General features: G+C 66.6%; 23 protein-coding genes. 15 read left to right on the forward strand and 8 right to left on the reverse strand.

All coding sequences use genetic code 11. The features are described 5' to 3' along the window. Positions 1–84 precede the first annotated feature (84 nt). Positions 85–2,874, reverse strand: coding sequence for a TonB-dependent receptor plug domain-containing protein (locus tag V3B46_RS20795; RefSeq protein ID WP_329892789.1), 2,790 nt, complete (start codon positions 2,872–2,874; stop codon positions 85–87). Positions 2,875–3,088: 214 nt separating this feature from the next. On the opposite strand from V3B46_RS20795, the gene apbC reads away from it, so the two are divergent. Both apbC and dcd read left to right on the forward strand, forming a co-directional pair. Further along, positions 3,089–3,943: an iron-sulfur cluster carrier protein ApbC gene (gene apbC, locus V3B46_RS20800; RefSeq protein ID WP_154353065.1), complete on the forward strand. Its 855-nt coding sequence runs from the start codon at positions 3,089–3,091 to the stop codon at positions 3,941–3,943. Between the two features lie 77 nt (positions 3,944–4,020). After that, on the forward strand, positions 4,021–4,593 hold the full coding sequence (gene dcd / locus V3B46_RS20805) for a dCTP deaminase (protein ID WP_010483020.1): 573 nt from the start codon (positions 4,021–4,023) through the stop codon (positions 4,591–4,593). A gap of 96 nt (positions 4,594–4,689) precedes the next feature. Here dcd and V3B46_RS20810 read toward each other — a convergent pair whose 3' ends face one another. The 3 genes from V3B46_RS20810 to V3B46_RS20820 are packed head-to-tail and all read right to left on the reverse strand — an operon-like array spanning position 4,690 to position 5,963. Further along, a complete protein-coding gene (locus V3B46_RS20810; RefSeq protein ID WP_005418011.1) occupies positions 4,690–4,857 on the reverse strand; it encodes a LiaI-LiaF-like domain-containing protein in 168 nt (55 codons plus the stop codon). 15 nt (positions 4,858–4,872) lie between these two features. Further along, complete coding sequence (locus V3B46_RS20815; protein ID WP_010483023.1) at positions 4,873–5,295, reverse strand: HIT domain-containing protein; 423 nt, start codon at positions 5,293–5,295, stop codon at positions 4,873–4,875. Continuing rightward, positions 5,292–5,963, reverse strand: coding sequence for a dienelactone hydrolase family protein (locus tag V3B46_RS20820; protein WP_329892790.1), 672 nt, complete (start codon positions 5,961–5,963; stop codon positions 5,292–5,294). Before V3B46_RS20820 ends, V3B46_RS20815 begins: the two co-directional genes overlap by 4 nt. Positions 5,964–6,166: 203 nt before the next feature. On the opposite strand from V3B46_RS20820, the gene rimO reads away from it, so the two are divergent. Together rimO and V3B46_RS20830 are read left to right on the forward strand one after the other, a co-directional pair. Then, positions 6,167–7,528, forward strand: a complete 1,362-nt coding sequence (gene rimO, locus V3B46_RS20825; protein WP_049436796.1) for a 30S ribosomal protein S12 methylthiotransferase RimO — start codon at positions 6,167–6,169, stop codon at positions 7,526–7,528. Further along, entirely contained in the window at positions 7,525–8,361 is an 837-nt protein-coding gene (locus tag V3B46_RS20830) for a DUF3025 domain-containing protein (RefSeq protein WP_329892791.1), read from the forward strand. Before rimO ends, V3B46_RS20830 begins: the two co-directional genes overlap by 4 nt. A gap of 158 nt (positions 8,362–8,519) precedes the next feature. Here the strand turns inward: V3B46_RS20830 and greB are convergent, their stop codons facing one another. Both greB and V3B46_RS20840 read right to left on the reverse strand, forming a co-directional pair. Next, positions 8,520–9,026: a transcription elongation factor GreB gene (gene greB, locus V3B46_RS20835; RefSeq protein ID WP_329892792.1), complete on the reverse strand. Its 507-nt coding sequence runs from the start codon at positions 9,024–9,026 to the stop codon at positions 8,520–8,522. Positions 9,027–9,105: 79 nt separating this feature from the next. Further along, the gene (locus tag V3B46_RS20840; protein ID WP_329892793.1) at positions 9,106–10,611 is read right to left on the reverse strand and encodes a helicase HerA-like domain-containing protein; all 1,506 of its coding nucleotides are present in this window, start codon (positions 10,609–10,611) and stop codon (positions 9,106–9,108) included. Between the two features lie 122 nt (positions 10,612–10,733). Here V3B46_RS20840 and V3B46_RS20845 point away from each other — a divergent pair, with 122 nt between their 5' ends. After that, positions 10,734–12,338, forward strand: coding sequence for a transglycosylase SLT domain-containing protein (locus V3B46_RS20845; RefSeq protein ID WP_164171594.1), 1,605 nt, complete (start codon positions 10,734–10,736; stop codon positions 12,336–12,338). Between the two features lie 24 nt (positions 12,339–12,362). Then, positions 12,363–12,710: a ribonuclease E inhibitor RraB gene (locus V3B46_RS20850; RefSeq protein WP_154353060.1), complete on the forward strand. Its 348-nt coding sequence runs from the start codon at positions 12,363–12,365 to the stop codon at positions 12,708–12,710. Between the two features lie 112 nt (positions 12,711–12,822). Here the strand turns inward: V3B46_RS20850 and asd are convergent, their stop codons facing one another. Together asd and V3B46_RS20860 are read right to left on the reverse strand one after the other, a co-directional pair. Further along, on the reverse strand, positions 12,823–13,665 hold the full coding sequence (gene asd, locus V3B46_RS20855; protein WP_006381472.1) for an archaetidylserine decarboxylase: 843 nt from the start codon (positions 13,663–13,665) through the stop codon (positions 12,823–12,825). Further along, the gene (locus tag V3B46_RS20860) at positions 13,662–14,312 is read right to left on the reverse strand and encodes an SCO family protein (RefSeq protein ID WP_006381470.1); all 651 of its coding nucleotides are present in this window, start codon (positions 14,310–14,312) and stop codon (positions 13,662–13,664) included. The genes asd and V3B46_RS20860 overlap by 4 nt, the downstream gene beginning before the upstream one ends. Before the next feature lie 122 nt (positions 14,313–14,434). Here V3B46_RS20860 and prmB point away from each other — a divergent pair, with 122 nt between their 5' ends. From prmB to V3B46_RS20905, 9 genes are all read left to right on the forward strand, one after another. Further along, a complete protein-coding gene (gene prmB, locus V3B46_RS20865; RefSeq protein WP_154353059.1) occupies positions 14,435–15,364 on the forward strand; it encodes a 50S ribosomal protein L3 N(5)-glutamine methyltransferase in 930 nt (309 codons plus the stop codon). Further along, positions 15,361–16,464 carry a chorismate synthase gene (gene aroC / locus V3B46_RS20870; protein WP_329892794.1) on the forward strand — a complete coding sequence of 368 codons (1,104 nt, stop codon included), beginning with the start codon at positions 15,361–15,363 and terminating at the stop codon, positions 16,462–16,464. Before prmB ends, aroC begins: the two co-directional genes overlap by 4 nt. After that, positions 16,457–17,494, forward strand: coding sequence for a 2-hydroxyacid dehydrogenase (locus V3B46_RS20875; RefSeq protein WP_154353058.1), 1,038 nt, complete (start codon positions 16,457–16,459; stop codon positions 17,492–17,494). The genes aroC and V3B46_RS20875 overlap by 8 nt, the downstream gene beginning before the upstream one ends. Before the next feature lie 92 nt (positions 17,495–17,586). Then, complete coding sequence (locus V3B46_RS20880; protein WP_329892795.1) at positions 17,587–18,615, forward strand: aspartate-semialdehyde dehydrogenase; 1,029 nt, start codon at positions 17,587–17,589, stop codon at positions 18,613–18,615. A gap of 150 nt (positions 18,616–18,765) precedes the next feature. Further along, positions 18,766–20,811, forward strand: coding sequence for a FimV/HubP family polar landmark protein (locus tag V3B46_RS20885; RefSeq protein ID WP_329892796.1), 2,046 nt, complete (start codon positions 18,766–18,768; stop codon positions 20,809–20,811). A gap of 26 nt (positions 20,812–20,837) precedes the next feature. Next, positions 20,838–21,200, forward strand: a complete 363-nt coding sequence (locus tag V3B46_RS20890; protein ID WP_032128247.1) for a VOC family protein — start codon at positions 20,838–20,840, stop codon at positions 21,198–21,200. 32 nt (positions 21,201–21,232) lie between these two features. Then, positions 21,233–22,003: a tRNA pseudouridine(38-40) synthase TruA gene (gene truA, locus V3B46_RS20895; RefSeq protein WP_134952017.1), complete on the forward strand. Its 771-nt coding sequence runs from the start codon at positions 21,233–21,235 to the stop codon at positions 22,001–22,003. Next, positions 22,000–22,656, forward strand: coding sequence for a phosphoribosylanthranilate isomerase (locus V3B46_RS20900; protein ID WP_019660598.1), 657 nt, complete (start codon positions 22,000–22,002; stop codon positions 22,654–22,656). The genes truA and V3B46_RS20900 overlap by 4 nt, the downstream gene beginning before the upstream one ends. 259 nt (positions 22,657–22,915) lie before the next feature. Continuing rightward, a complete protein-coding gene (locus tag V3B46_RS20905; RefSeq protein ID WP_329892797.1) occupies positions 22,916–23,605 on the forward strand; it encodes a hypothetical protein in 690 nt (229 codons plus the stop codon). Positions 23,606–23,614: the final 9 nt, after the last annotated feature.

Consider the following 23,614-nt stretch of genomic DNA (forward strand, 5'->3'; position numbering starts at 1 on the left):
TCCCGCTCTGCGCCGGCACTTGGCAAAAAAAAGCCCCGCCGAAGCGGGGCCTGGTCCAGACACGAAGTCCGGAAAACGACGGGATCAGAAGTTGTACTTGACCTGGGCCGAGATCTGGCGGCCGTAGACGCTGTAGAAGCCGTCGTTGAACGGGGTCGATTCGTTGCCCGGATAGTTGTAGCGCTGGCCTTCCGGCAGCTTGTTGAACACGTTGTTGACCATCAGCGACAGGACCAGATCTTCCTGTGCCTGGTAGTTCATGCTCAGGTTGTACGTGGTGTACGAACCCCACTTGCCGGCCTTGGCGCCGGAGGAGTGGACGTAGCCGTAGCTGCGGCCGGTGTAGGCCAGGTAGTTCGGGGTGCTGCCGACGTAGTTGGCGTACACGGTGGTGGTGAACTTGGCGATGTTCCAGGCCACCGACAGATCGCCGCGGACTTTGGCGAAGTTGTCGTAGTACCACATGTTGTACGGATCGCTCAGCAGATCCAGCTTTGCGGCACCCGGCATCGGCTGCACTTCACGCTTCAGCATGTTGGTGTAGTTGCCGGAGAACATCAGCGAGCCGAAGCGGCCGATATCCTGCTGGTACTTGGCCGCCACGGTCACCGCTTCCAGGTTCTGGCTGGCAACGTTGAGCTTCGGGGTGTACACGCGGGTCAGGTTGCCGCCGGCATCGCGGGACACCCAGTTGGTCACGTCACCGCAGCTGGCCGAGGTGTTGTTCGGCAGGCCGTTGTGGCACTGGTACTCGGCCAGCAGCAGCTGGTCGCTGCTGAGGGTCTTGACCTCGTTCTTGATCTTCCAGTTGTAGTAGTCGGCCGACAGCGAGAAGTTGCTGACCGGGGCCCACACCACGCCTGCGCTCCAGACGTCGGCGGTGATCGGCTTCAGGTCCGGGTTGCCGGACTTTTCGCTGTACACCGAGGTGTTCTTGTAGAACGAGCAGGCCTCGTCACGCAGGCCGTAACCCATCTGGCTGCAGCGGTAGTAGTCGTTCTGGCCGGACGAGTACGAACCGCTCATGCCCTGGAAGGCATCGGACAGGGTCGGCGCGCGGAAAGCGGTACCATACTTGCCGCGCAGCAGCAGGCTCTCGATCGGACGGAATTCCAGACCGATGCTGTAGGTGGCCTTGTCGACGGTCTTGTCGGCGATCTTGAAGGCGTCATAGCGGCCCGACGCGCTGACGGTCAGCTTGTCGTGCAGCGGCATGCGCAGTTCGCTGGTGACCGCATAGTTGCTGCGGTGGCCGGCGCCGGCGACGGCGGTGGTGCCCCACACATTGCCATCAACGAACGCCTGGTCCGGCGAGTAGTCCCAACCTTCGCTGCCACCTTCCAGCACGACGGCCAGGCCGGCGTCACCGCCCGGCAGGCTGAACAGCGAGCCGTTGGTCACCTGCACGCGGCCCAGGTTCTGCCAGGTCTTGCTGCGATGGGTACCGTAGCCGGTGAAGCTGGCGAACTGGTCCGGAGTGATCGGCGAGTAGAAGGCCGCGTAGTCCGGGTTGTAGATGCCGAAGCCGCCAGCCGAGGTGCCCAGGCGCGGGCCCAGCACGGTCTGGCCGAAGAAGTCTTCGATCTTGTCCTTCCAGCGCACGAAACGGTTCTGGTCCAGGCGGTACTCGCCGCGGGTGAAGCTGGCGCTGTAGTCCCAGTCGCCGACCATGCCCTTGCCGCCCAGGGTGACCTGGTAGGCACGGCTTTCATCGGAGTTCATGATGTTGTTGTAGTGGCCCGGGCCGATTTCTTCCGGCGCGAAGGCGCGCTGCAGGTTCACGACCTTGCCGGAGCCCTGGTCGTAGAAGCCGCCCATCACCGACTTGGTGCCCCACCACAGGGCGCTGGAGCCGGAGGTGAACTCGGTCTTTTCCTTGCTGTACAGCACATCGGCGAACAGCTGGAAGTTGTCGTTCACGTCGAAGGTCATCGACGAGTAGAACTGGCCGCTGTTCTTGCCGTTCTTCAGGGTCTTGTAGCCGGCGCTGTACACCGAGCCGCAGGACTCGCCCGACGCGCGCTGGCCGACCACGGTGGTGCCGTCATACAGCCCAGCGACGTTCGCGCAACGGCTCGGGTCCATCATCAGCAGCTTGTTGTCAGCGTTGGTGATGACGGCGAAGTCGTTCGACGGAACCTGGGCGGTGTAGCCGACCGGGTTGTTCTGGCGGGTGATGTCGCGCTGGTAGCCCCAGATCGGGCTGCCGTTCTCGATCTGCACGTTGAACAGCGCATGGAAGCGGTCGTCGAAGGCGTTGATGCCCTTGGCGGCGCTGAAGCGGATGTTGCTGCCACCGCCTTCGGTGTAGGTGCCGCCACGGAGGGTCATGGTGCCGCCGTCCATGCGCTCCTTCAGGATGATGTTGACCACACCGGCGATCGCGTCCGAGCCGTACAGCGAGGACTGGCCGCCCGGCAGCACTTCGATGCGCTCGACGATGTCGATCGGAATGCCGCTGATGTTGTTGAAGGTTTCGCTGCCGTTGTACAGCGCCGGATACGAGAGCATCGGGCGGCCGTTGATCAGGTACTTGGTGTAGCCCGGGTTCAGGCCGAACATGCCGGCGGCTTCGGCGCCCTGGGTGAACGAACCCGAGGTCTGGCCACCCTGCAGGCCGCCGGTGGTCAGCGACGACTGCTGCAGCACTTCAGCAACACTGCTGAAGCCGCGGGTCTGGATGTCTTGGGCGGTGATGGACATCACCGGGGTCTGGGTTTCAACCTGGGTCTGCGGGATCAGCGAACCGGTGACGGTGATCTTGTCCAGGTTGGTCGCCTTGTCCTGGGCCATTGCCGGGGCGGCGGCCATCAGAGCGGAAATCAGGGCGACGGCGAGCGTGTTGCGACGTGCGGTGTTGCTTACGTAGTTCATGTAGTTCCATTGGAGAGCAAAAACAAAAACGGCACTGCGCATGCGCCATCGCGCGGGCTGGAAATGCCAGCTCCGCAGCCCAAAACAGTGCGGGTCGAACGTAACATGAACTTAACAATCTGTGCACGAATCTGTAGCAATCCTGAATTTCAGTCAGGTTACGTCCAGCTTGTATGATGCTCGGTTATTCCCCCTGACCCCGCCGGTGCTCGTTGTGAACAGTTCTCCCCGCCGTCCCCATGCAAGCCAGGTCCAGAAGGGACTTACGCCGCATGCCCGCATCCGCAACGTGATCGCGGTTGGTTCGGGCAAGGGCGGCGTCGGCAAGTCGACCACTGCGGTCAATCTGGCCGTGGCCCTGCAACAGCTCGGCGCACGCGTGGGCGTGCTTGATGCGGACATCTACGGGCCGAGCGTGCCGGCCATGCTCGGCCTGTCCGGCCGCCCGGAAAGCCCCGACAACAAGAGCATCGAGCCGCTGCGTGCGTTCGGCGTGGACACCATGTCGATCGGCTACCTGATCGAAGAAGACACGCCGATGATCTGGCGTGGGCCGATGGCCACCTCGGCGATGACCCAGCTGTTCAATGACACCCTGTGGGATGACCTGGACTACCTGCTGATCGACCTGCCACCGGGCACCGGTGACATCCAGCTGACCCTGACCCAGAAGATTCCGCTGGCGGGTGCGGTGATCGTCACCACGCCGCAGGACATCGCCACGCTGGATGCGAAGAAAGCGCTGAAGATGTTCGAGAAGGTCGAGGTGCCGGTGCTCGGCATCGTCGAGAACATGGCGGTGCATACCTGCAGCAGCTGCGGGCATGTCGAGCACCTGTTCGGCGAGGGCGGTGGCGAGCGCATGGCCGCGCAGTACGGCGTGCCGTTGCTGGGTTCGTTGCCGCTGCAGATCGGCATCCGCGAGCAGGGCGATTCCGGTACCCCGATCACCGTGGCCCAGCCGGATTCGGTCCCGGCCCAAGCCTACCGCCATGCCGCCCAGCGCCTGGTCGAGGAGGTTGGCAAGCGTCCGCGTGCCTCGATCCCGATCCTGTCGTCGCTGCTGTAAGTGCCGGGGCAGGGGCCGCCGGCGGTGCCCGGCCCCCTGCTAGAATCCTCGCGCCCCCTCGTACCCCAGGACAAAGCATGAGCATCAAGAGTGACCGTTGGATCCGCCGCATGTCCGAGCAGCATGGCATGATCGAGCCGTTCGAGGCCGGGCAGGTCAAGCAGGCCAACGGCGAGCGCATTGTCAGCTACGGTACCTCCAGCTACGGCTACGACGTGCGCTGCTCGCGCGAGTTCAAGGTGTTCACCAACATCAACTCGACCATCGTCGATCCCAAGCACTTCGATCCGGGCAGCTTCGTGGATATCGTCGGCGATGAATGCATCATCCCGCCGAACAGCTTCGCGTTGGCGCGCACCGTGGAGTACTTCCGTATCCCGCGCGACACCCTGGTAGTGTGCCTGGGCAAGAGCACCTACGCGCGCTGCGGCATCATCGTCAACGTGACCCCGCTGGAACCGGAGTGGGAAGGCCACGTCACCCTGGAGTTCAGCAACACCACGCCGCTGCCTGCGCGCATCTACGCCAATGAAGGCGTGGCGCAGATGCTGTTCTTCCAGGCGGCCGCCGATGACATCTGCGAGACGTCGTACCGCGATCGTGGCGGCAAGTACCAGGGCCAGACCGGCGTGACCCTGCCGCGGACCTGAGCGGCGCGCCATCGCATGACGAAAACGCCGGGCATGCCCGGCGTTTTCATGGGTGCGGCCACATGCTGCGCTCGCCGGGCATGGCCCGGCGCCAGCTTATTTCCCGCGACCGAACAGCATCGCGATGCCCACACCCACCAGTGCCACCGGCCACCAGGTCAACAGCAGCTTGGACAGGTTCAGGTGCGTCCAGCCGAGGTTGCTGGCGAGCATGAACAGGCCGATCAGGATCAGCAGGACGGCGGCAACGAGGTTGAATCGCATCGGGTCGGCAAACGCTCAGGACTGGGCTGGATATCCTAGCCGTTCCTTCCAGTAGGCGACATGCTGGTCCAGCGCACCCGGCTCGTAGCGATGCGCGGGGCCGCTGCCCCAGACCGGGCCCGGCCACGCGGGGTCGCCGTCATGGCGGCCAATCACGTGGAAATGCAGCTGGCGCACGATGTTGCCCAGCGCACCGATATTGATCTTCTCCACCCCGTCGGCGCCCTTCAGGGCCTTGCAGGCGCGGTTGAGCTCGGTGCGCAGCTTGTCCTGCTGCTCGCCGTCCAGCTCGATCCACTCGGTCACCCCGGCCAGGCGCGGTACCAGCACCAGCCAGGGGAATCGTTCGTCGTTCATCAGCCGCACTTGCGACAACGGTCCTTCCGCCACCAGCACGCTATCGGTGGCCAGGCGTGAATCGAGTTCGAAATCGCTCATCCAAGATGCTCCGAGAAGAAGTCCAGGGTGCGTTGCAGCGCCAGGGTGGCGCTGTCTGGATCATACGCATGTCCGACCTCCCGGTTGAAGGCGTGGTCAGCCGGATAGACGTAGGTGGCCATCTGCGGCAGCTTCTCGCGATGGGCCTGCACGGCTTCCGGCGGGATGCTTTTGTCCTGGCCACCGAAGTGGAAGATCACCGGGGCCTTTGGCGTCTCATCCAGGAACTGGACGTTGCGCGCACCGTAGTAGCTGACCGACGGCAGGCCCAGGCGCAGGGCCGACAGCATCGCCACCGTGCCGCCCCAGCAGTAGCCCACCGTGCCGACCTTGCCGTAGGGGGCCAGCCGGGTCGCTGCGGCACGGACCACCTCCAGCGCCTTCTCCATGCCCAGTGCGGTCACCCGTTCCAGGCCCTGCTTCACGCCGTCGGCGTCATAGGGCAGGGCATCCGGATCGGCTTCTGTGCCGTCAAGCAGGTCGAAAAAGGACGGGGCCAGCACCGCATAGCCTTCGGCCGCGAAGCGCTCGGCCACGCCGCGGATGTGCGGGTTGGCGCCGAAAATTTCCTGCACCACCACCAGCCCGCCACGCGGGGTGCCCTCCGGCAGGGCCTGCCAGGCCCGTACCGGGCCGTGATGCGTATCCAGGGTGATCCACTCGGCCATCGTTTCCATCTCGTTGCGGGGAACAGAACGGCATTGTCGGTGCTGCGTGGGTTAGCGCGGTGTCAGCGGCTGTGCGGGATCGGGCGGCTGGCCATTCAGAGCGCGGCCGCCAACCCCGGTATACTGGCGCCCTTTCAGGCCCCGGCCCCCAGGAACCCCTGCCACGACGGCAGGGGCCCAGGCCCCCAGAGTCCCGCGATTCCATGTCCCAGCTGAACCCCAAAGTCGGCTTCGTCAGCCTTGGCTGCCCGAAGGCCCTTGTCGATTCCGAACGCATCCTGACCCAGCTCCGCTCGGAAGGCTACGACATCGTGCCGTCCTACGATTCGGCCGACGTGGTGGTGGTCAATACCTGCGGCTTCATCGATTCGGCGGTGACCGAGTCGCTGGACGCGATCGGCGAGGCGATGAACCAGAACGGCAAGGTCATCGTCACCGGCTGCCTGGGCAAGCGCCCGGAGCAGATACGCGAGGCGTACCCCAACGTGCTGGCGGTATCCGGCCCGCAGGACTACCAGAGCGTGATGGAAGCGGTGCACGAAGCGCTGCCGCCCAAGCACGATCCGTTCGTGGACCTGGTGCCCGACTACGGCATCAAGCTGACCCCGCGTCACTATGCCTACCTGAAGATTTCCGAGGGCTGCAACCACAAGTGCAGCTTCTGCATCATTCCGTCGATGCGCGGCAAGCTGGTCTCGCGCCCGGTGGATGAGGTGCTGCGCGAAGCCGAGCGCCTGGTGCGTGGCGGCGTGCGCGAGCTGCTGGTGGTGTCGCAGGACACCTCGGCCTATGGCGTGGACGTGAAGTACGCCGAGAAGATGTGGCGCGACAAGGCCTACCAGACCCGCCTGAAGGCGCTGTGCGAAGGCCTGTCCGAGCTGGATGCGTGGGTGCGTATGCACTACGTCTACCCGTACCCGCACGTGGACGAGGTGGTGCCGCTGATGGCCGAGAACCGCATCCTGCCGTACCTGGACATCCCGTTCCAGCACGCCAGCCCGCGCATCCTGCGCCTGATGAAGCGCCCCGGCGCGGTCGAGAAGACGCTTGAGCGCGTGCAGAACTGGCGCCGCATCGCGCCGGACATCACCGTGCGTTCGACCTTCATCGTTGGCTTCCCCGGCGAGACCGAGGCCGAATTCGAAGAGCTGCTGTCGTTCCTCGACGAAGCGCAGCTGGACCGCGTCGGCGCGTTCGCCTATTCGCCGGTCGAGGGGGCCACCGCCAACGACCTGCCCGATGCGGTGCCGGAGGAAGTGAAGCAGGAGCGCCTGGCCCGTTTCATGGAGAAGCAGGCGCAGATCTCCGCCGCACGCCTGGAAGCCAAGATCGGCACCGTGCAGCAGTGCCTGGTCGACGCCATCGAAGGCGATATCGCGGTGGCCCGTTCCAAGGCCGATGCCCCGGAGATCGACGGCCTGGTGCACATCCAGAATGCCGACCAGGTGCCGCTGCGCGTGGGTGAGTTCGTCGACGTGGAAATCACCGAGAGCGACGAGCACGACCTGTACGGTGACGCGCTGCCGGCCGCCACCCGCCCGGCATTCGATCTCAAGATGCTGTGACCCCGGCGACGACCGCCGCCGGTCACGGGGGCGGCGTCCGCCGCTTCGTACCGCCGCCGCGTGCGGCGGTCGATCCACAGGTGTTCGGGCACCCGGTGTTTGCCGGATTGCGCGACGTTCGTGATCTGTTGGAAGGCCTGGAGTGGCCGTCCATTGCAGCGCTCGAGGTACGCCTCGCGCTGCCCGGCAAGCAGCTGGTCGAGCAGGATGCCAGGCTGCTGGCCGACGGCCTGCACTACGAAGCCCGCATCGCACAGGGCCGCATCGCCACCCGCGCCGACAACTGGCATGACCTGTTCAACGCACTGGTGTGGGCCCGATACCCGCAGCTCAAGCAGGCGCTCAATGCGCAGCAGTGCCGGCATATCGAGGCGATGCAGCCGGGCCAGCGCAACCGCGCGCAGGCGGCGCTGACCCAGTTCGACGAAACCGGCGTGATCGTGCGTGTGCGCGATCACACGCTGCTGGCTGCCTGGGATGTGCACGACTGGTGTGCGCTGTTCGAATCGAGACACTGGCTGAGCGGCGACATCGCCATCGCTGCGGTATTCGGGCACGCGCTGATGGAACAGGCACTGCTGCCAGGGCGATTGCTGGTCGGCAAGTGCGTGGTGGTGCACGGCAAAGCCGATGACACCTGCGTTGACGCAGTGACCGCGGCCATCGCTGAGGGCAGGGCAGTGACCGATCCACTGCAGCTGCGGCCGCTGCCATTGGCCGGTGTTCCTGGCTGGCACGAAGGGCAGGATGAAGTCTTCTACGAAAATACCGATTACTTCCGCCCACTGCGTGCCGGCCGCCAGTACCCGCCGCCGTTGCACGGAGCTATGTAGAGTCGACTGTCAGTCGACGGCTCTTCGTTCCGAGGCCGTGAACGCCTGACAGATGGCTTCGGCCAGTCATCAACCGCGATTGAGGATCGCGGTGCGTTTGCCGTCCGGCTGCGGAGGTTTGTGCCGCGCTTCGCGCGGTAGTCGACTGGCAGTCGACTCTACAACGGCTCGTACTCCACCCCGATCACCGCAAAGGTGAACTGGCCGCCGGGCAGCTCCACCGAGAACTCATCGTCCAGCCGCTTCTTCAGCAGCGCACGCGCCAGCGGCGAATCGATGCTGATCCAACCCAGGCCTGCGTCGGTCTCATCCGGGCCGACAATGCGATAGCGGCTGGTGTCGCCACTGTCCACGTTCTCCAGTTCCACCCACGCACCGAAGAACACCGCCTGCGGATCGGCCGGCGTGGTGTCGACCACGCGCAGCGATTCCAGCCGCTTGGTCAGGTAGCGCACGCGGCGGTCGATTTCACCCAGCTGCTTCTTGCGGTAGGTGTACTCGGCATTCTCGGAGCGGTCACCTTCCGCTGCAGCAGCGGTCAGCGCCTTCACCACCTCGGGGCGGCGCACACGCCACAGCTCATCCAGTTCAGCCTTCAACCGGGCGTGGCCGGAGGCGGTGATCAGGGCGGTACTCTTTTCTGCAGGGGGACGCCAACGCGACATGTGGTGCGACTTCTTTTCAGGGGAACGATGGGGCCGGATCCTTTCCGCAGGAAAGGCCTCCGACCCCGGGGAGGGCGGGTCAGCGCTTGCCGCCGAAGATGCCGCCCAGCAGGCCGCGCACGATCTGGTTGCCCAGCTTGGTGCCGACGGTGCGCGTGGTCTGCTTGGCCATGGTCTCGATCATGCCCTGGCGTCGTTTGGTGCCGAAGATCGCATCCTTGATCGCCTGGCCGAAACCGCCTTCCTGTGCCTCGTCCTGCTCGCGGCTGCGGGCCGCCGGCGCCTGCGCCTGCTCGACGGTCTTCTGCGCACGCTGGGCCAGCAGCTCGGTGGCCGATTCGCGATTGATCGCGGTGTCGTAGCGGCTGCCGACCGGGCTGCCGGCACGCACCTGGGCGCGCTCGGCCTCGGTGATCGGCCCCATCCGGCAGCGCGGCGGTGCGATCATCGTCTGCTGCACCTGCATCGGCACGCCCTTGTCCTGCAGCGTGGAGACCAGTGCTTCGCCGGTACCGAGCTGACTGAGTACCTTGGCCACGTCCAGCTTCGGATTCGGCACGAAGGTCTCGGCAGCGGTCTTCACAGCCTTCTGGTCGCGCGGCGTGAACGCACGCAGTGCGTGCTGCACGCGGTTGCCGAGCTGGCCGAGGATGTTGCCCGGTACGTCGTCGGGGAACTGCGAGCAGAAATACACGCCCACGCCCTTGGAGCGGATCAGGCGCACCACCTGCTCGATGCGCTGCACCAGCGACGGCGGTGCGTCGTCGAACAGCAGGTGGGCCTCGTCGAAGATGAAGACCAGCTTCGGCTTGTCCAGGTCGCCCACCTCCGGCAGCTGCTCGAACAGCTCCGACAGCAGCCACAGCAGGAAGGTGGAATACAGCTTGGGCTTGAGCACCAGCTGGTCGGCGGCGAGGATGCCGATCACGCCGCGGCCGTCGTGATTGACCCGCATGATGTCGGCCAGTTCCAAGGCCGGTTCGCCGAAGAAGTTCTCGCCGCCATCCTGTGCGAGGCGCAACACCGAGCGCTGGATCGCAGCGATGGACTGCGCGCTGACCAGGCCGTACTCGGTGGAGATGTCCTTGCGTTCCTCGGCGACCAGGCCGAGCAGGGCGCGCAGGTCGTCCATGTCCAGCAGCAGCAGGCCACGGTCGTCGGCCAGCTTGAACACGATGTCGAGCACGCCGGACTGGGTGTCGTTCAATTCGAGGATGCGTGCCAGCAGGGTCGGGCCCATCTCGCTGACCGTGGTGCGCACCGGGTGGCCGAGCTTGCCGTACAGGTCCCAGAAGATGGTCGGGCTGGCGGCCGGCGCGTAGTCGGCCACGCCGATCTCGGCGGCGCGCTTGAGCAGGTTCTCGGCACCGGTGCCGGGCACGGCCAGGCCGGACACATCGCCCTTCACATCGGCCAGGAACACCGGCACGCCCAGCCGCGAAAAGCCCTCGGCCAGGGTCATCAGGGTCACCGTCTTGCCGGTACCGGTGGCGCCGGCCACCAGACCGTGGCGGTTGCCGAGTTTCGGCAGCAGGGTGACGGCAATATCGTCGGTGATGCCTTTGCCGAGCAGAATCGGATCCATGGTCCAGCCCTTGTGGTGAATAGCCCAATGTTAACCGCCGGCGGTGACGGGCCGAAGGTCGGCTTGCCCGGACCTTGGCGGCGCCGCTACTCTGCCTGCCTGTTTCGCACACAGTGCCATCAATGCCCGTTCCTGTCCTGATTTCCCGCGGTTGGCCGCTGCTGGCCCTGGCCGGCCTGGTTTCCCTGGCGCCCGACGCCCATGCGCAGCGGGTTTCGGCCCGGGACAAGGTGAAGGTGGATGCGCTGCAGCAGCGCATGACCGCCGCCGAGAAGCGCTACAGCGATGCGCTGCTGCTGGTCGCCAATGCCGACCCCAAGGGCAGCAACGAGGCGGACGCCGCGCTGGAGGACATGGAAGATGTCCTCAACGACTGCGTGAAGCAGAAGGGCTGCCAGATGGGCACCCTGCTGGCCAGCTACAAGCGCCTGCTCAAGCATGATGCTGATGCCGCTGCCAGCGACGACGTGGCCGATGAGGGTGGTGACCGCCTGGAAGCCGACCCCGACCATATCGGCCCGCTTACCGCCGACGTGCCGGAGGCCGCGCGCGCTGCAGCGCTGCTCAACGACAAGCGACATGCCTTCGACACCATGGTCGAGTACAACCCCGCCGTGCAGGCCGGCATCCGCCGCTGGTTGACCGACATGCGCCCGGCGCTGCTGACCAGCTACGAGAACTACCAGAACCTGCGCGCGGTGATGTGGCCGGAGTGGGAAAAGCGTGGTCTGCCGGAGGCGCTGCTGTTCGGCATCATGGCCAAGGAGTCCAACGGCCGTGTGCATGCCTCCTCGCGTGCCGGCGCCGCCGGGCTGATGCAGTTCATGCCGGCCACCGGCCGCCGCTTCGGCCTGGGCCCGGATGGCACCGGTTTCGACACCCGCTTCGATGCACGCAGTGCTGCAGAAGCCAGTGCCACCTACCTCAACGAGCGCATGCGCGAGCTCAACAACAACGTTGAACTGTCGCTGGCTGGCTACAACGGCGGCGAAGGCCGCGCAGCGCGCGTCTACAAGCAGTACCCGGGGCAGAGCTTCTGGGTGGACAGCGTCTACAACCAGTTCCCCGGCGAAACCAAGGACTACGTGCCGATGGTGATCGCCGCGGCGTGGATCTTCCTGCACCCGCAGCAGTACGGCGTGGAGTTCCCGAAGATCAGCGCGCAGCCGGCCACCATCCGCTTGGCGCGATCCACCACGATCTATGAACTGACCATCTGCCTGGGCAGCCATGGCACCCGCGATGGTTACATGCGCGCGCTGCGCAATCTCAACCCGCGCTATGAGGCTGATGGCTGGATTCCGGCCGGCACGCTGATCAACGCCACCACCCGCATTGCCGGCCTGTACCAGCGCAACTGCGTCAGTGGCCCGCGTGCCGACCTGGCCCGCACCCTGATCGCCGCCGATCTGAACGCGGCGATCAAGCGCCCGACCGCCGCCAGCTACACCGGCAGCGTGGCCGTGGGCGGCGTGGTGCCGGTGGCCGACGCCGCGGCCTCCACCAGCGTGCCGACCGCACCGGTCGCTCCGGTGGCCACGCCGCGCCCTGCGGCACGGCCGAAGCCGGTGCGCAGCCACAAAGTGGGCCGGGGTGAGACCCTGGGCGCCATTGCCGCGAAGTTCCAGTGCGACGTGCCGACCCTGGCCCGCGCCAACGGCCTGAAGGCCCCGGCCTACAGCCTGCGCCACGGCCAGACACTGAAGCTGCAGGGCTGCGACAAGTAATCCCCCACGACCTCTGGAACCCACATGGATCTCGAAGACACCCGCAACCTGTTCGCCAACCTCCGCGAAAACACCGACTGGGACATCAACGGCCCGTTGCTGTGGGGGTACTTCTTCGTGCACTCCACTGCTGAGCCGTTGCAGGCACTGGCAGAGCATCTGCAGGCGCAGGGCTATACCTTCGTGGAACTGTTCGAGCAGGAGCCGGAAGAGGGTGACGCGCCGTTCCACGTGCTGCACGTGGAGCGTGTGGAGATCCACGACGAAGCCTCGCTGGACCGCCGCAACCAGGAATTCGCTGCCTTGGCCGCGGAGAAGGGCGTGGAAGACTACGACGGCATGGACGTCGGCCCGGCCCCAGTCCTGCAGTAACGCGCGTACCGGTAGTGCCGGCCCCTGTCCGGCATTCCGTTGTGGAAAAAGGGGACGGAGGGGATCAAGTCGTTTATGCATAAACGACTTGATCCCCTCCGTCCCTTTTTTGTCAGCGCAGCTTCGCCAGCGCCTGGCCCAGCTGCACCGGGCTTTCGGCACCCAGCTGCGGGGCGAACTCAGCGACGCCCGGCGGCAGCAGCACGATCACGGTCGAGCCGTAGTTGAAGCGCGCCATCTCGGCGAAGCGCTCCAGCTGGATGCCCTGGCCGCGGTAGTCCTTGCGGGTGATGCGGTCACCGTAGGCCGGAATTTCTTCGCCGCTCCAGACGGTTTCCACGCCGGACACCAGCAGCGCACCGACCATCACGCTGACCATCGGGCCGAAGCTGGTGTCGAAATGGCAGACCAGGCGCTCGTTGCGCGCGAACAGGCGCGGCACGCCGTTGACGGCGGCCGGGCCGACGCTGAACAGGCGGCCCGGCACGTGCACGGTTTCGCGCAGGGTGCCGGTCCACGGCATGTGCACGCGATGGTAGTCGCGCGGCGACAGGTACACGGTGGCGTACAGGCCGTCGTTGTACGGCTTGGCGTCCTCGTCACTGCCCAGCAGTTCGGCGGCGGTGAACGACTGGCCCTTGGCCTGGAAGATGCGGCCGGCCTCGATCCTGCCGAGCTGGCTGATGCGGCCGTCGGCCGGCATCACCAGGCTGCGCGGATCGGCATCGGCCACGCGCGCGCCCGGCTTCAGCGCACGGGTGAAGAACTGGTTGAAGGTTGCATAGCTGCGCGGGTCCGGGTTGGCCGCTTCGTCCAGATTGACGTTGAACTTGCGGGTGACCGTGTCGATCAGCCAGCGCGACACGCGCGGATCGTCCGAGTACGCCAGCGAACGCGCCATCGAGGACAGCAGGCGGTGGGGCAGGGCGTACGTCAGGGCGGTGGTGAGGCTCATGGGGCGGTTTTCTCGGTCAGCTTCTGCAGGTCGCGGGCAATGGCCGGCGCGTTGAACGGGGGCCGCACCAGGCCGGCAAGGCGGCCCTGCGGGTCGAGTACGGCCAGGCTGGCCGAATGCTCGACGGTGTAATCCTCGGGGTTCTCGTCGAAATGCTTGCCCGGCACCTTCTGGAACACGAAGCCCAGCGAGGTGGCAAAGCGCTCCAGCGAGGGCACATCGGCGGTGGCGGCCAGGGTGTCCTTGTGGAAGCCGTGCACGTACTCGCCGAGGCGGGTGGCGCTGTCACGGTCCGGGTCGACCGAGATGAACAGCACGCGCGGGCGCAGGCTGTCGGGCAGGGCTTCCCACTGGTTCTGCGCGCCGGCCAGCTCGGCCAGAGTGGTCGGGCAGACGTCCGGGCAGAAGGTGAAGCCCAGGAACACCAGGGTCCAGTGACCCTTCAGTTCGCCCGGAATCAGCCGGGTACCGTCGGACTGGGCCAGATTGAAGTCGGGCAGTTCGCGCGGCTGCGGGTACAGGGTGATCGCTTCGGTGGCCGGGGCATTGGCCGGCGGCTTCGGCGCGAACACCTGCTGGGCGGCCAGCAGGCCGAGACCCGCCGCCAGGGCGATCAGCAGGATGATGCCGGCGTTGCGATTGAACATGGGAGCCCCCGCGCGAAGTGGGCTCCATCATACCGGCTGCGGCCCGATCGTTTCTGCCGCAACGGATGCCGCCGCGGGCGCCAGCCCCTATAATCGGGGGCCACTTTGCCCGCAGTACCGCCATGACCGCTGAAACGGCCGCCGAACTCCACACGATCATCGATCTGATCCGCTACGGCACCAGCCGTTTCAACGAAGCCGGACTGACCTTCGGGCACAGCTACGACAACGCGCTGGACGAGGCCACCCAGCTGGTGCTGCACAGCCTGCACCTGCCGCACGATCTGGGCCCGGCCTACGGCCCGGCACGCCTGCTGCAGGAAGAGAAGGTGCGCGTGCTGGAGCTGTTCCAGCGTCGCATCGACGAACGCATCCCGGCCGCCTACCTGACCGGTGAGGCCTGGTTCGCCGGTCTGAGCTTCAAGAGCGACAAGCGCGCCCTGGTGCCGCGCTCGCCGATCGCTGAACTGATCGAGTGCGGCTTCGAGCCGTGGCTGGCCGGCCGTGACGTCAGCCGTGCGCTGGACCTGTGCACCGGTTCGGGCTGCATCGCCATCGCCATGGGCCACTATTACCCGAACTGGGAAGTGGACGGTGTCGACCTGAGCGATGACGCGCTGTCGCTGGCCGAAGAAAACAAGGAGCGCCTGCAGGCGCACAACGTCAACCTGCTCAAGTCGGACCTGTTCAACGGCCTGACCGGCCGCCACTACGACCTGATCGTCACCAACCCGCCGTACGTCACCAACGACGAGACCGATGCCCTGCCGCAGGAATACTCCTACGAGCCGGAAATGGGCCTGCGCGCCGGTGACGACGGCCTGGACCTGGTGCTGAAGATCCTGCGCGATGCGCCGCTGCACCTGAGCGAAGACGGTCTGCTGATCTGTGAAGTGGGCGAGTCCGAGCAGCACCTGATCAAGCTGCTGCCGGAAGTCGACTTCGCCTGGATCGAATTCAAGGTCGGCCAGATGGGCATCTTCGCGGTCGAATGCCGCGAGCTGATCGCCCACAGCGCGCGCATCACCGAACTGGCGGCGCAGCGCCCGTGAGCTCCAATGCGTTCGGCAAGCTGTTCACCGTCACCACGTTCGGCGAGTCGCACGGGCCGGCCATCGGCTGCGTGATCGATGGCTGCCCTCCGGGCGTGGCGCTGGACGCGGCCGAATTCGCCCACGACCTGCAGCGCCGCGCTACCGGCAAGAGCCGGCACACCTCGGCGCGTCGCGAGGCTGATGAGGTCGAGATCCTGTCCGGCGTGTACGAGGGCCTGACCACCGGCACGCCGATCGCGCTGCTGATCCGCAACACCGACCAGCGCAGCAAGGATTACGCCAACATCGGCCAGCAGTTCCGGCCGGGTCATGCCGACTACAGCTACTGGCACAAGTACGGCATCCGCGACCCGCGCGGTGGCGGCCGTTCTTCCGCGCGCGAGACCACCATGCGCGTGGCCGCCGGCGTGGTCGCCAAGAAGTGGTTGGCCGAACGCTTCGGCGTGACCGTGCGTGGCTACCTGTCGCAGCTGGGCGACATCACCCCGGCCGGTTTCGACTGGTCGGCGGTGGAAGACAATCCGTTCTTCTGGCCACACGCCGCACAGGTGCCGGAACTGGAGGCGTACATGGATGCGCTGCGCAAGTCCGGTGATTCGGTCGGTGCGCGCGTGGACGTGGTGGCCGACAACGTGCCGCCAGGCTGGGGCGAGCCAATCTACGGCAAGCTGGATGGCGAACTGGCCGCCGCGCTGATGAGCATCAACGCGGTGAAGGGCGTCGAGATCGGCGACGGTTTCGCCAGCGCCGCACAGAAGGGCACCGAACATCGCGACCTGCTGACGCCGCAGGGCTTCGCAAGCAACCATGCCGGCGGCATCCTCGGTGGCATTTCCACTGGCCAGCCGGTGGTCGCCTCGATCGCCTTGAAGCCGACCTCCAGCCTGCGCCTGCCGGGCCCGTCGCTGGATACCGCCGGCAACGTGGTGGAGGTGGTCACCACCGGTCGCCACGATCCCTGCGTCGGCATCCGCGCTACCCCGATCGCCGAGGCGATGGTGGCGATGGTGCTGATGGACCAGGCGCTGCGCCATCGCGCGCAGTGCGGTGATGTCGGCACGATCACCCCGCGTATTCCCGGGCAGATCGATGGCTGACACGCGGCCGACCGTGTGGGTGAGCCAGCCGCTGATCGACGCGGCCATCGCGCCGCTGCGCGATCGCGTGCAACTGCGCAGCACCGACACGGTCACTGCGTGGTCCCCTGAGCAGATCGCCGAACAGCTGGCCGGTGCCGACGGCGCCATCATCACCCTCAACGAGCGCATCGGCGCGGCGCAGGTGGCCGATGCCGCGCAGCTGCAGGTGATCGCCAATGTCGGTGTCGGCTACAACAACCTGGATGTCGACGCGCTCAGCGCGGTTGGCATTCTCGCCAGCAATACCCCGGACGTCCTGACTGAAACCACCGCCGATCTTGGTTTCGCTCTGTTGATGGCCACCGCGCGCCGCATCACTGAATCCGAGCGCTGGCTGCGCGAGGGCCAGTGGCAGCAGTGGTCGTTCCAGACCATGCTCGGTGCCGACATCCACGGCAGCACGCTGGGCATCCTCGGCATGGGCCGCATCGGCCAGGGCATCGCCCGCCGCGGCGCGCATGGTTTCGGCATGAAGGTGCTGTACCACAACCGTTCGCAGCTTCCGGCCGCGACCGAAGCGGAGGTGGGGGCCCGTTACGTTGACCTGGACACGCTGCTGGCGCAGTCCGATCACCTGCTGCTGGTGCTGCCGTATACCCCGGCCTCGCACCACCTGATCGATGCCGCCGCGCTGGCGAAGATGAAGCCGTCAGCGACGCTGGTGAACATCGCCCGCGGCGGCCTGGTCGATGAGATCGCGCTGGCCGATGCGCTGGCCAACGGCCGGCTGGCTGCAGCGGGCCTGGATGTGTACGAGGGCGAGCCGAAGGTGCGCCCGGAGCTGCTGGCGCTGCGCAACGTGGTGCTCACTCCGCACATCGGCAGCGCCTCGCTGGCCACGCGCACGGCGATGGTACAGCTGGCCGTGGATAATCTGGTTGCCGGGCTCGGCCTGGACGGCGGCCCGTCGCGCATGCCGAGCGCGATCAACGCTGAGGCGGCGATGGCCGCGCGCGTGACTCTGGGCAAAAAAACCGGGAAACGATAGGGAACCTCCGCGCGCCCCGCTTGAGGAGGTTCCCCGAACCCAGCTGTCGTGCGTGTTTTTTCCCCATTCCCGTTTTCGTGAGAGTTTCCCCCATGAGCAATGCACAGCGCAGTTTCCACGTCGCCGTCGTCGGTGCCACCGGTGCGGTCGGCGAGACCATGTTGTCGATCCTGGCCGAACGTGAGTTCCCGGTCGGTACCCTGAGCGTCCTCGCCTCCGAGCGTTCGGCCGGCGGTGAGATCGAGTTCAATGGCCAGAAGGTCAAGGTCCAGGATCTGGCCACCTTCGATCCGAGCGGCGTCGAGATCGCGCTGTTCTCGGCCGGCGGCAGCGTGTCCAAGGAATACGCACCGAAGTTCGCCGCCGCCGGTGCGGTGGTGATCGACAACTCCTCGGCCTTCCGCTACGACGATGACGTGCCGCTGGTGGTGTCCGAGGTCAACCCGGAACACGTCGCCAACCGTCCGCGCGGCATCATCGCCAACCCGAACTGCTCGACCATGCAGATGCTGGTGGCGTTGGCACCGCTGCACCGCAAGTACGGCATCGAGCGCATCAACGTCTCCACCTACCAGTCGGTGTCCGGCGGTGGCCGTTCGGCCACCGAGGAACTGGGCAAGCAGACCGGCCAGCTGCTGAGCTTCCAGGAAATCGATCCGCAGCGCTTCCCGGTGCAGATCGCCTTCAACCTGATCCCGCACATCGACGACTTCCAGGACAATGGTTTCACCAAGGAAGAGATGAAGCTGATCTGGGAGACCCGCAAGATCCTCGGTGACGACAGCATCCTGGTGAACCCGACTGCAGTGCGTGTGCCGGTGTTCTACGGCCACTCCGAGTCGGTGGCGATCGAGACCCGCGACAAGGTGACCGTCGCAGAAGCGCGCGCGCTGCTGGAGCAGTCGCCGGGCATCGAAGTGGTGGATCGTCACGAGGCCGGTGGTTACCCGACCCCGGTCACCCACGCCTCGGGCACCGACGCGGTGTACGTCGGCCGCATCCGTGAGGACCTGTCGCACCCGCGCGGCCTGAACCTGTGGATCGTGTCGGACAACGTGCGCAAGGGCGCGGCGTTGAATGCCGTGCAGCTGGCCGAACTGGTCGCCGCCGAGCAGCGCTGATCACTGTGGTTGCCTGACCGGTAGTGCCGGCCGCTGGCCGGCATTGCCGCAATGTGTGGACGTGCGTGTCTGCCGGCCAGCGGCCGGCACTCCCTCAAGGGTCTTTCCGGTGGGTGCGGACCCCGGTCCGCACGCTTTATAGTGTCGCCCATGAATAAACGGGCCAAGGGCGCAAAGCGCCCGCTCACCTATCTGTCCGCCGCACTGCTCGCCTTGGCCAGCAGTTCGGCGCTTGCCCTGGGCTTGGGCGACATCCGGGTCCTGTCCAAGCCGGGCCAGCCCCTGCTGGCCGAAATCCCGGTGGTCTCGGCGGACCCGTCCGAACTGGAAAACCTGCGCGTGGCGCTGGCCTCACCGGTCACCTTCGAACGTGTCGGCCTGCAGCGGCCAACCGGACTGGTCAGTGAACTGCAGTTCGAACTGACCCGCGACACGCAGGGCAGGGCGGTGGTGCGCGTCACCTCGCAGGCGCCGGTGGAGACGCCGTCGCTCAGCTTCCTGATCGAAGCCGACTGGGGCCAGGGCCGCCTGGTGCGTGAGTACTCGGCACTGGTCGATGCGCCGCCCAGTGCGTTGGCCGTGGCCGAGCCGGAGATCGTCGCGCCGGCCGGTACGCTCTCCAATACAATCGTGCGCGAACCTGCACCGGCTTCGTTGCCAGCAGCAGAGACGCCCACGACGCCGCCGCCTGCGGTGGCGCCAGCACCGGCACGCGCGCGTGCGGCCTCCGCGCCGGTTGCTGCAGCGGCGGCCGATGGCAGCATCACCGTGCAACGCGGGCAGACCCTGTCGCAGATCGCCAGTGCGGTGGCACGTGGCAACCAGGTCAGTCGCGACCGCGCGATGATCGCCCTGCTGCGTGCCAATCCCGAAGCCTTCATCCGTGGCAACGTCAACCTGCTCAAGCAGGGGGCGGTGCTGCGCATGCCCGGCAGTGATGCGCTTGCTGCGGTCGACGCAGCCGAAGCGGCGACGCTCGTGCGCGAGCACGCTGCGCAATGGCGGCAGGCGCGTACCGTGCCGCAACCCGCGGGTACCGTCGCCCCGGTCGCCAAGGCCGAAACCACGAACGCTTCTTCCCCGGCTGCGGCCAACGGGGCACGACTTGAGATCGCTCCGGCGCTGGCGTCCGACGCCGCGCACGCGGGCACAACCACCGGCACCGCTGCCGGCAGCGAGGGTGACATGCTGGGCAACGAACAACTGCGCCAGGCGCGTGAGGACATCGCCACCCGCGATGCCGAGATCGGCGAGCTGAAGCAGCGCGTGGCCGAACTGGAAAAGCTCAAGGAACAGCAGCAGTCGCTGATCGCGATGAAGGACAACGACCTGGCCGCCGCGCAGCAGCGCCTGGCGCAGGCACCGGATGTCCGCGATGCGGCAACGCCGTGGTATTGGCTGGGGCTGCCGGTGCTGCTGCTGGCGGCGGGCGCCGCCTGGCTGCTGCGTCGTCGCAAGCCGTCGCCGCTGCCGCCGCTGCGTGAGGAAGACGATGCCGCCGGCCTGGCCGCAGCGGTGCCGGCGGGTGCGGCGCTGGATACGCTGGCCGAGCAGTCCTCGTGGTCGTCGGCGGTAGCCGATGGCGGCCGCCACGAACCGGCGATGCCGGCCTGGGCGAGCGAGCCCGAGACACCGGCCGAAACAACGGTCGATCCGACCACCGACCCGGTGGCGCCGCCCGAGTGGCGGGCTGACACACTGCGCGACGAAGACGTGGTCGTACTGCCCGAGGCGGTGACCGATCTGCCGCGCTGGGACGAGCCCGCGACCGCCAGCGGCGAGGGTGTCGTCATCGAGCCGGTGCAGGATGAACCGATTGCACCCGAAGCCCCGGCCGACGTGGGCGTGCCGGACTATGCGCTGCATGCCGAACAGCAACCGCAGTTCCGTGGCGTGTTCGATCTGCCGGCAGAAACGCATGACGTCGACGCCCCGGTCGATGCCATCGATCAGGCGCCCATCGACCGCGACGGCATCGATGCCCAACATCACCAGGATGCCGTGCCGATCACCGCAGCGGCGGGCACCGACGCCGGCTGGTCGCCACGTGCCGGCCAGGAGCGCCTGGAACTGGCCATTGCCTACCTCGATCTGGGCGACGCGCAGACTGCGCGCACCCTGTTGCTGGAAGTCGCCGAAGGCGGTGACCTGCACAGCCAGGCCCAGGCCCGCGAACTGCTGGCCCGCCTGCCGTGATCGAATCTGCCGACAAGGACCTTGCCATGAGCCGCGAACGCCGCATCGACTACGTTGAATTCGCGTCTAGCGACCCGGCTGCCAGCCGTGCCTTCTTCGAGAAGGTGTTCGGCTGGTCGTTCGTCGACTACGGCAGCGACTACACGGCTTTCGACGATGGCCGCCTGCAGGGCGGCTTCTTCCGTGGCCAGCCGCAGCGGGCCAGCGACAGCGGCGCACCGCTGCTGGTGCTGTATGCCGACGCACTGGCACCGGTCGAGGCTGCCGTGCGCGACGCCGGCGGCGAGATCGTGCGCGCGGTGTTTTCCTTCCCTGGTGGCAGCCGCTTCCAGTTCGTCGAGCCCGGTGGAAACGAACTGGCGGTCTGGTCCGAACGCGATCCGGCCTGAGCGCCGCCCCATCCGCAACATCGAGGTAGCACATGCGTTATGCGCTTGGCGTCGAGTACGACGGCAGCGATTTCAGGGGCTGGCAGAACCTGGGCGAGGGTGGTCCCAGCGTGCAGGCCAGCCTCGAGCAGGCCCTGTCATCGGTGGCTGATGCGCCGCTGCAGGTGATCTGCGCCGGCCGCACCGATGCCGGCGTGCATGGCCAGTGCCAGGTCGTGCATTTCGATACCGACGTGGTGCGCGATCCGCGCGCCTGGATGCTCGGCACCACCACCCGCCTGCCGCGCTCGATCGCGGTGCGCTGGTGCGTGCCGGTGGCCGATGATTTCCACGCCCGCTTCTCCGCGCGTGCGCGCCGCTATCGCTATCGGCTGCTCAACCGCGAGGTACGGCCGGCGCTGGACCGGCAGACCCTGAGCTGGGAGCGCCGTGCGCTGGACGAGACCCTGATGCACGCCGCCGGCCAGGCATTGCTCGGCGAGAACGACTTCAGCGCGTTCCGTTCGGTGCAGTGCCAAGCGCTGCATGCGCGGCGTGAACTGCAGTCGTTGCAGGTCAGCCGCCATGGCGAAGTGATCGAAGTTGCAGTGCGTGGCAATGCATTTCTTCATCACATGGTCCGCAATATCGTCGGATCGTTGATCCTGGTGGGCAGCGGCGAAAAACCGGTGGAATGGATCGCCGAACTGCTGGCCGGGCGCGACCGCACCGTAGCTGGTCCCACCGCACCGCCGCAGGGCCTGGTGTTCCTTGGGCCCCTGTACCCCGACAACTGGCATCTGCCCGCCGAGGTCACGCTATGAGCCGTTCCTACTACCGTACGCGCATCAAGTTCTGTGGAATGACCCGTGCCGGCGACGTCCGCCTGGCCGGTGAGCTGGGCGTGGACGCAGTGGGTTTCATCTTTGCCCGCGAGAGCAGCCGCCGGGTTGCACCGGCCGAGGCCCGCGCGATGCGCCAGGCGATCGCGCCGATGGTCGACGTGGTGGCGCTGTTCCGCAACAACAGCAAGGAAGAAGTGCGCGAGGTGCTGCGTACGGTGCGTCCGACCCTGCTGCAGTTCCATGGTGAGGAAGACGAAAGCTTCTGCCGCAGCTTCAACATGCCGTACCTGAAGGCGATCGCCATGGGCGGCCGTGAAGAGGTCAACGCCCGTACCCTGCAGCTGCGCTACCCCAGCGCTGCCGGCTTCCTGTTCGACAGCCACGCCCCGGGTGGCGGTGGCGGCACCGGCGTGGCGTTCGACTGGGGCCGCGTTCCGACCGGATTGCACCGGCCGTTCCTGCTGGCCGGTGGCCTGAACCCTGAGAACGTCTACGATGCCGTGCTGGCGACGCTGCCGTGGGGCGTGGACGTCTCCAGCGGCATCGAGCTGGAGCCGGGCATCAAGGACGGCTACAAGATGCGCACCTTCGTCGAGGAAGTGCGCCGCGCCGATTGCACGGTTCTCGAGTGATTCGCGTCACCTGAAGGAGGCACCCGGAATGTCATCGTCGACGGTGCATTCCGCCGGGCCGTGGCGTGAAGGCGGGCGACTCCTGAATGCGATGAGCATCACGCTTTCGCGTGATTCAGGTTCCAGCGCCAAAAAGTCGACACCCCCCGAACATCTGATCGGACACAATGCGCCCAGCCTGTCTTGGCTGGGTGCGATGCCGTGTGCGTGTCGCTGGCCGCACCCTTGAGATACGCCTTACCTTTCGAACGAGGACGCAATGGATATGCCCCATCTCTCTTCCCGCCGTATCCGTCTGGCCCGCCTGACGCTCGTGCCCGGCCTGCTGCTTGCCTTGGGCGCGTGTGCGGCCGGTGACTCATCCGCCCCGACCGCATCGGCACCGGCCGCTGCCGCGCCGGCAGATGCACCTGCCACAGCACCGGCCACGGTTCCGGCGGCAGCACCGGCAGCCGACGGCCTGGCTGCGCTGATCCAGGCCAGTGGCGTGAAATGCAGCAACGCCGGTACGGGCAGCGGCTGCACGGCCGGCGATGTGGACAGCGGTGATTTCTACGATGTCGAACTGTCGCCGGACTGTGGCGACCAGGGTTTCTTCGCCGGCGTAGCCGATGCCAAGGGCGTGGAGACGTTGAGTGCGGTGCCATCCACCGGCAGCAAGGCCAGCGTGACCGCGAAGCTGTCGAAGGGGCAGCTGGTCTGCGTGCAGGGCATCGGGCGCACCGGACAGAATCCGCTGTTCTATTACGTTGTTGCGGTTCCCGCTGCCACGGTCGGCAAGTGCAAGGGCAACACGTTGTGTGACACCTATGGCGACAGGCCGATCACTGGCCTGGCGACCACGGGGGGCGAGGCCTGCCATGCGGCGGCGCCGGGACGTTACGCCGGGAACTGCGCACAGGGCTGGGTCAGTGCGGACGTGCTCGACGTGTTTTCCAACGGAATGTAATTACCGCCA

Source organism: Stenotrophomonas sp. SMYL11, assembly GCF_036320005.1.
Classification (GTDB): domain Bacteria; phylum Pseudomonadota; class Gammaproteobacteria; order Xanthomonadales; family Xanthomonadaceae; genus Stenotrophomonas; species Stenotrophomonas maltophilia_A.

Excerpts from the sequence above, each read along its gene's own strand:
- V3B46_RS20810 (WP_005418011.1), bottom strand. The coding sequence starts at position 4,857 with ATGCGATTCAACCTCGTTGCCGCCGTCCTGCTGATCCTGATCGGCCTG.
- V3B46_RS20900 (WP_019660598.1), top strand. The coding sequence starts at position 22,000 with ATGAGCCGTTCCTACTACCGTACGCGCATCAAGTTCTGTGGAATGACC.
- truA (WP_134952017.1), top strand. The coding sequence starts at position 21,233 with ATGCGTTATGCGCTTGGCGTCGAGTACGACGGCAGCGATTTCAGGGGC.
- V3B46_RS20890 (WP_032128247.1), top strand. The coding sequence starts at position 20,838 with ATGAGCCGCGAACGCCGCATCGACTACGTTGAATTCGCGTCTAGCGAC.
- rimO (WP_049436796.1), top strand. The coding sequence starts at position 6,167 with ATGTCCCAGCTGAACCCCAAAGTCGGCTTCGTCAGCCTTGGCTGCCCG.
- V3B46_RS20850 (WP_154353060.1), top strand. The coding sequence starts at position 12,363 with ATGGATCTCGAAGACACCCGCAACCTGTTCGCCAACCTCCGCGAAAAC.
- V3B46_RS20815 (WP_010483023.1), bottom strand. The coding sequence starts at position 5,295 with ATGAGCGATTTCGAACTCGATTCACGCCTGGCCACCGATAGCGTGCTG.
- V3B46_RS20875 (WP_154353058.1), top strand. The coding sequence starts at position 16,457 with ATGGCTGACACGCGGCCGACCGTGTGGGTGAGCCAGCCGCTGATCGAC.
- V3B46_RS20795 (WP_329892789.1), bottom strand. The coding sequence starts at position 2,874 with ATGAACTACGTAAGCAACACCGCACGTCGCAACACGCTCGCCGTCGCC.
- prmB (WP_154353059.1), top strand. The coding sequence starts at position 14,435 with ATGACCGCTGAAACGGCCGCCGAACTCCACACGATCATCGATCTGATC.
- V3B46_RS20840 (WP_329892793.1), bottom strand. The coding sequence starts at position 10,611 with ATGGATCCGATTCTGCTCGGCAAAGGCATCACCGACGATATTGCCGTC.
- asd (WP_006381472.1), bottom strand. The coding sequence starts at position 13,665 with ATGAGCCTCACCACCGCCCTGACGTACGCCCTGCCCCACCGCCTGCTG.
- greB (WP_329892792.1), bottom strand. The coding sequence starts at position 9,026 with ATGTCGCGTTGGCGTCCCCCTGCAGAAAAGAGTACCGCCCTGATCACC.
- V3B46_RS20845 (WP_164171594.1), top strand. The coding sequence starts at position 10,734 with ATGCCCGTTCCTGTCCTGATTTCCCGCGGTTGGCCGCTGCTGGCCCTG.
- V3B46_RS20905 (WP_329892797.1), top strand. The coding sequence starts at position 22,916 with ATGGATATGCCCCATCTCTCTTCCCGCCGTATCCGTCTGGCCCGCCTG.
- V3B46_RS20880 (WP_329892795.1), top strand. The coding sequence starts at position 17,587 with ATGAGCAATGCACAGCGCAGTTTCCACGTCGCCGTCGTCGGTGCCACC.
- V3B46_RS20860 (WP_006381470.1), bottom strand. The coding sequence starts at position 14,312 with ATGTTCAATCGCAACGCCGGCATCATCCTGCTGATCGCCCTGGCGGCG.
- dcd (WP_010483020.1), top strand. The coding sequence starts at position 4,021 with ATGAGCATCAAGAGTGACCGTTGGATCCGCCGCATGTCCGAGCAGCAT.
- V3B46_RS20820 (WP_329892790.1), bottom strand. The coding sequence starts at position 5,963 with ATGGCCGAGTGGATCACCCTGGATACGCATCACGGCCCGGTACGGGCC.
- V3B46_RS20885 (WP_329892796.1), top strand. The coding sequence starts at position 18,766 with ATGAATAAACGGGCCAAGGGCGCAAAGCGCCCGCTCACCTATCTGTCC.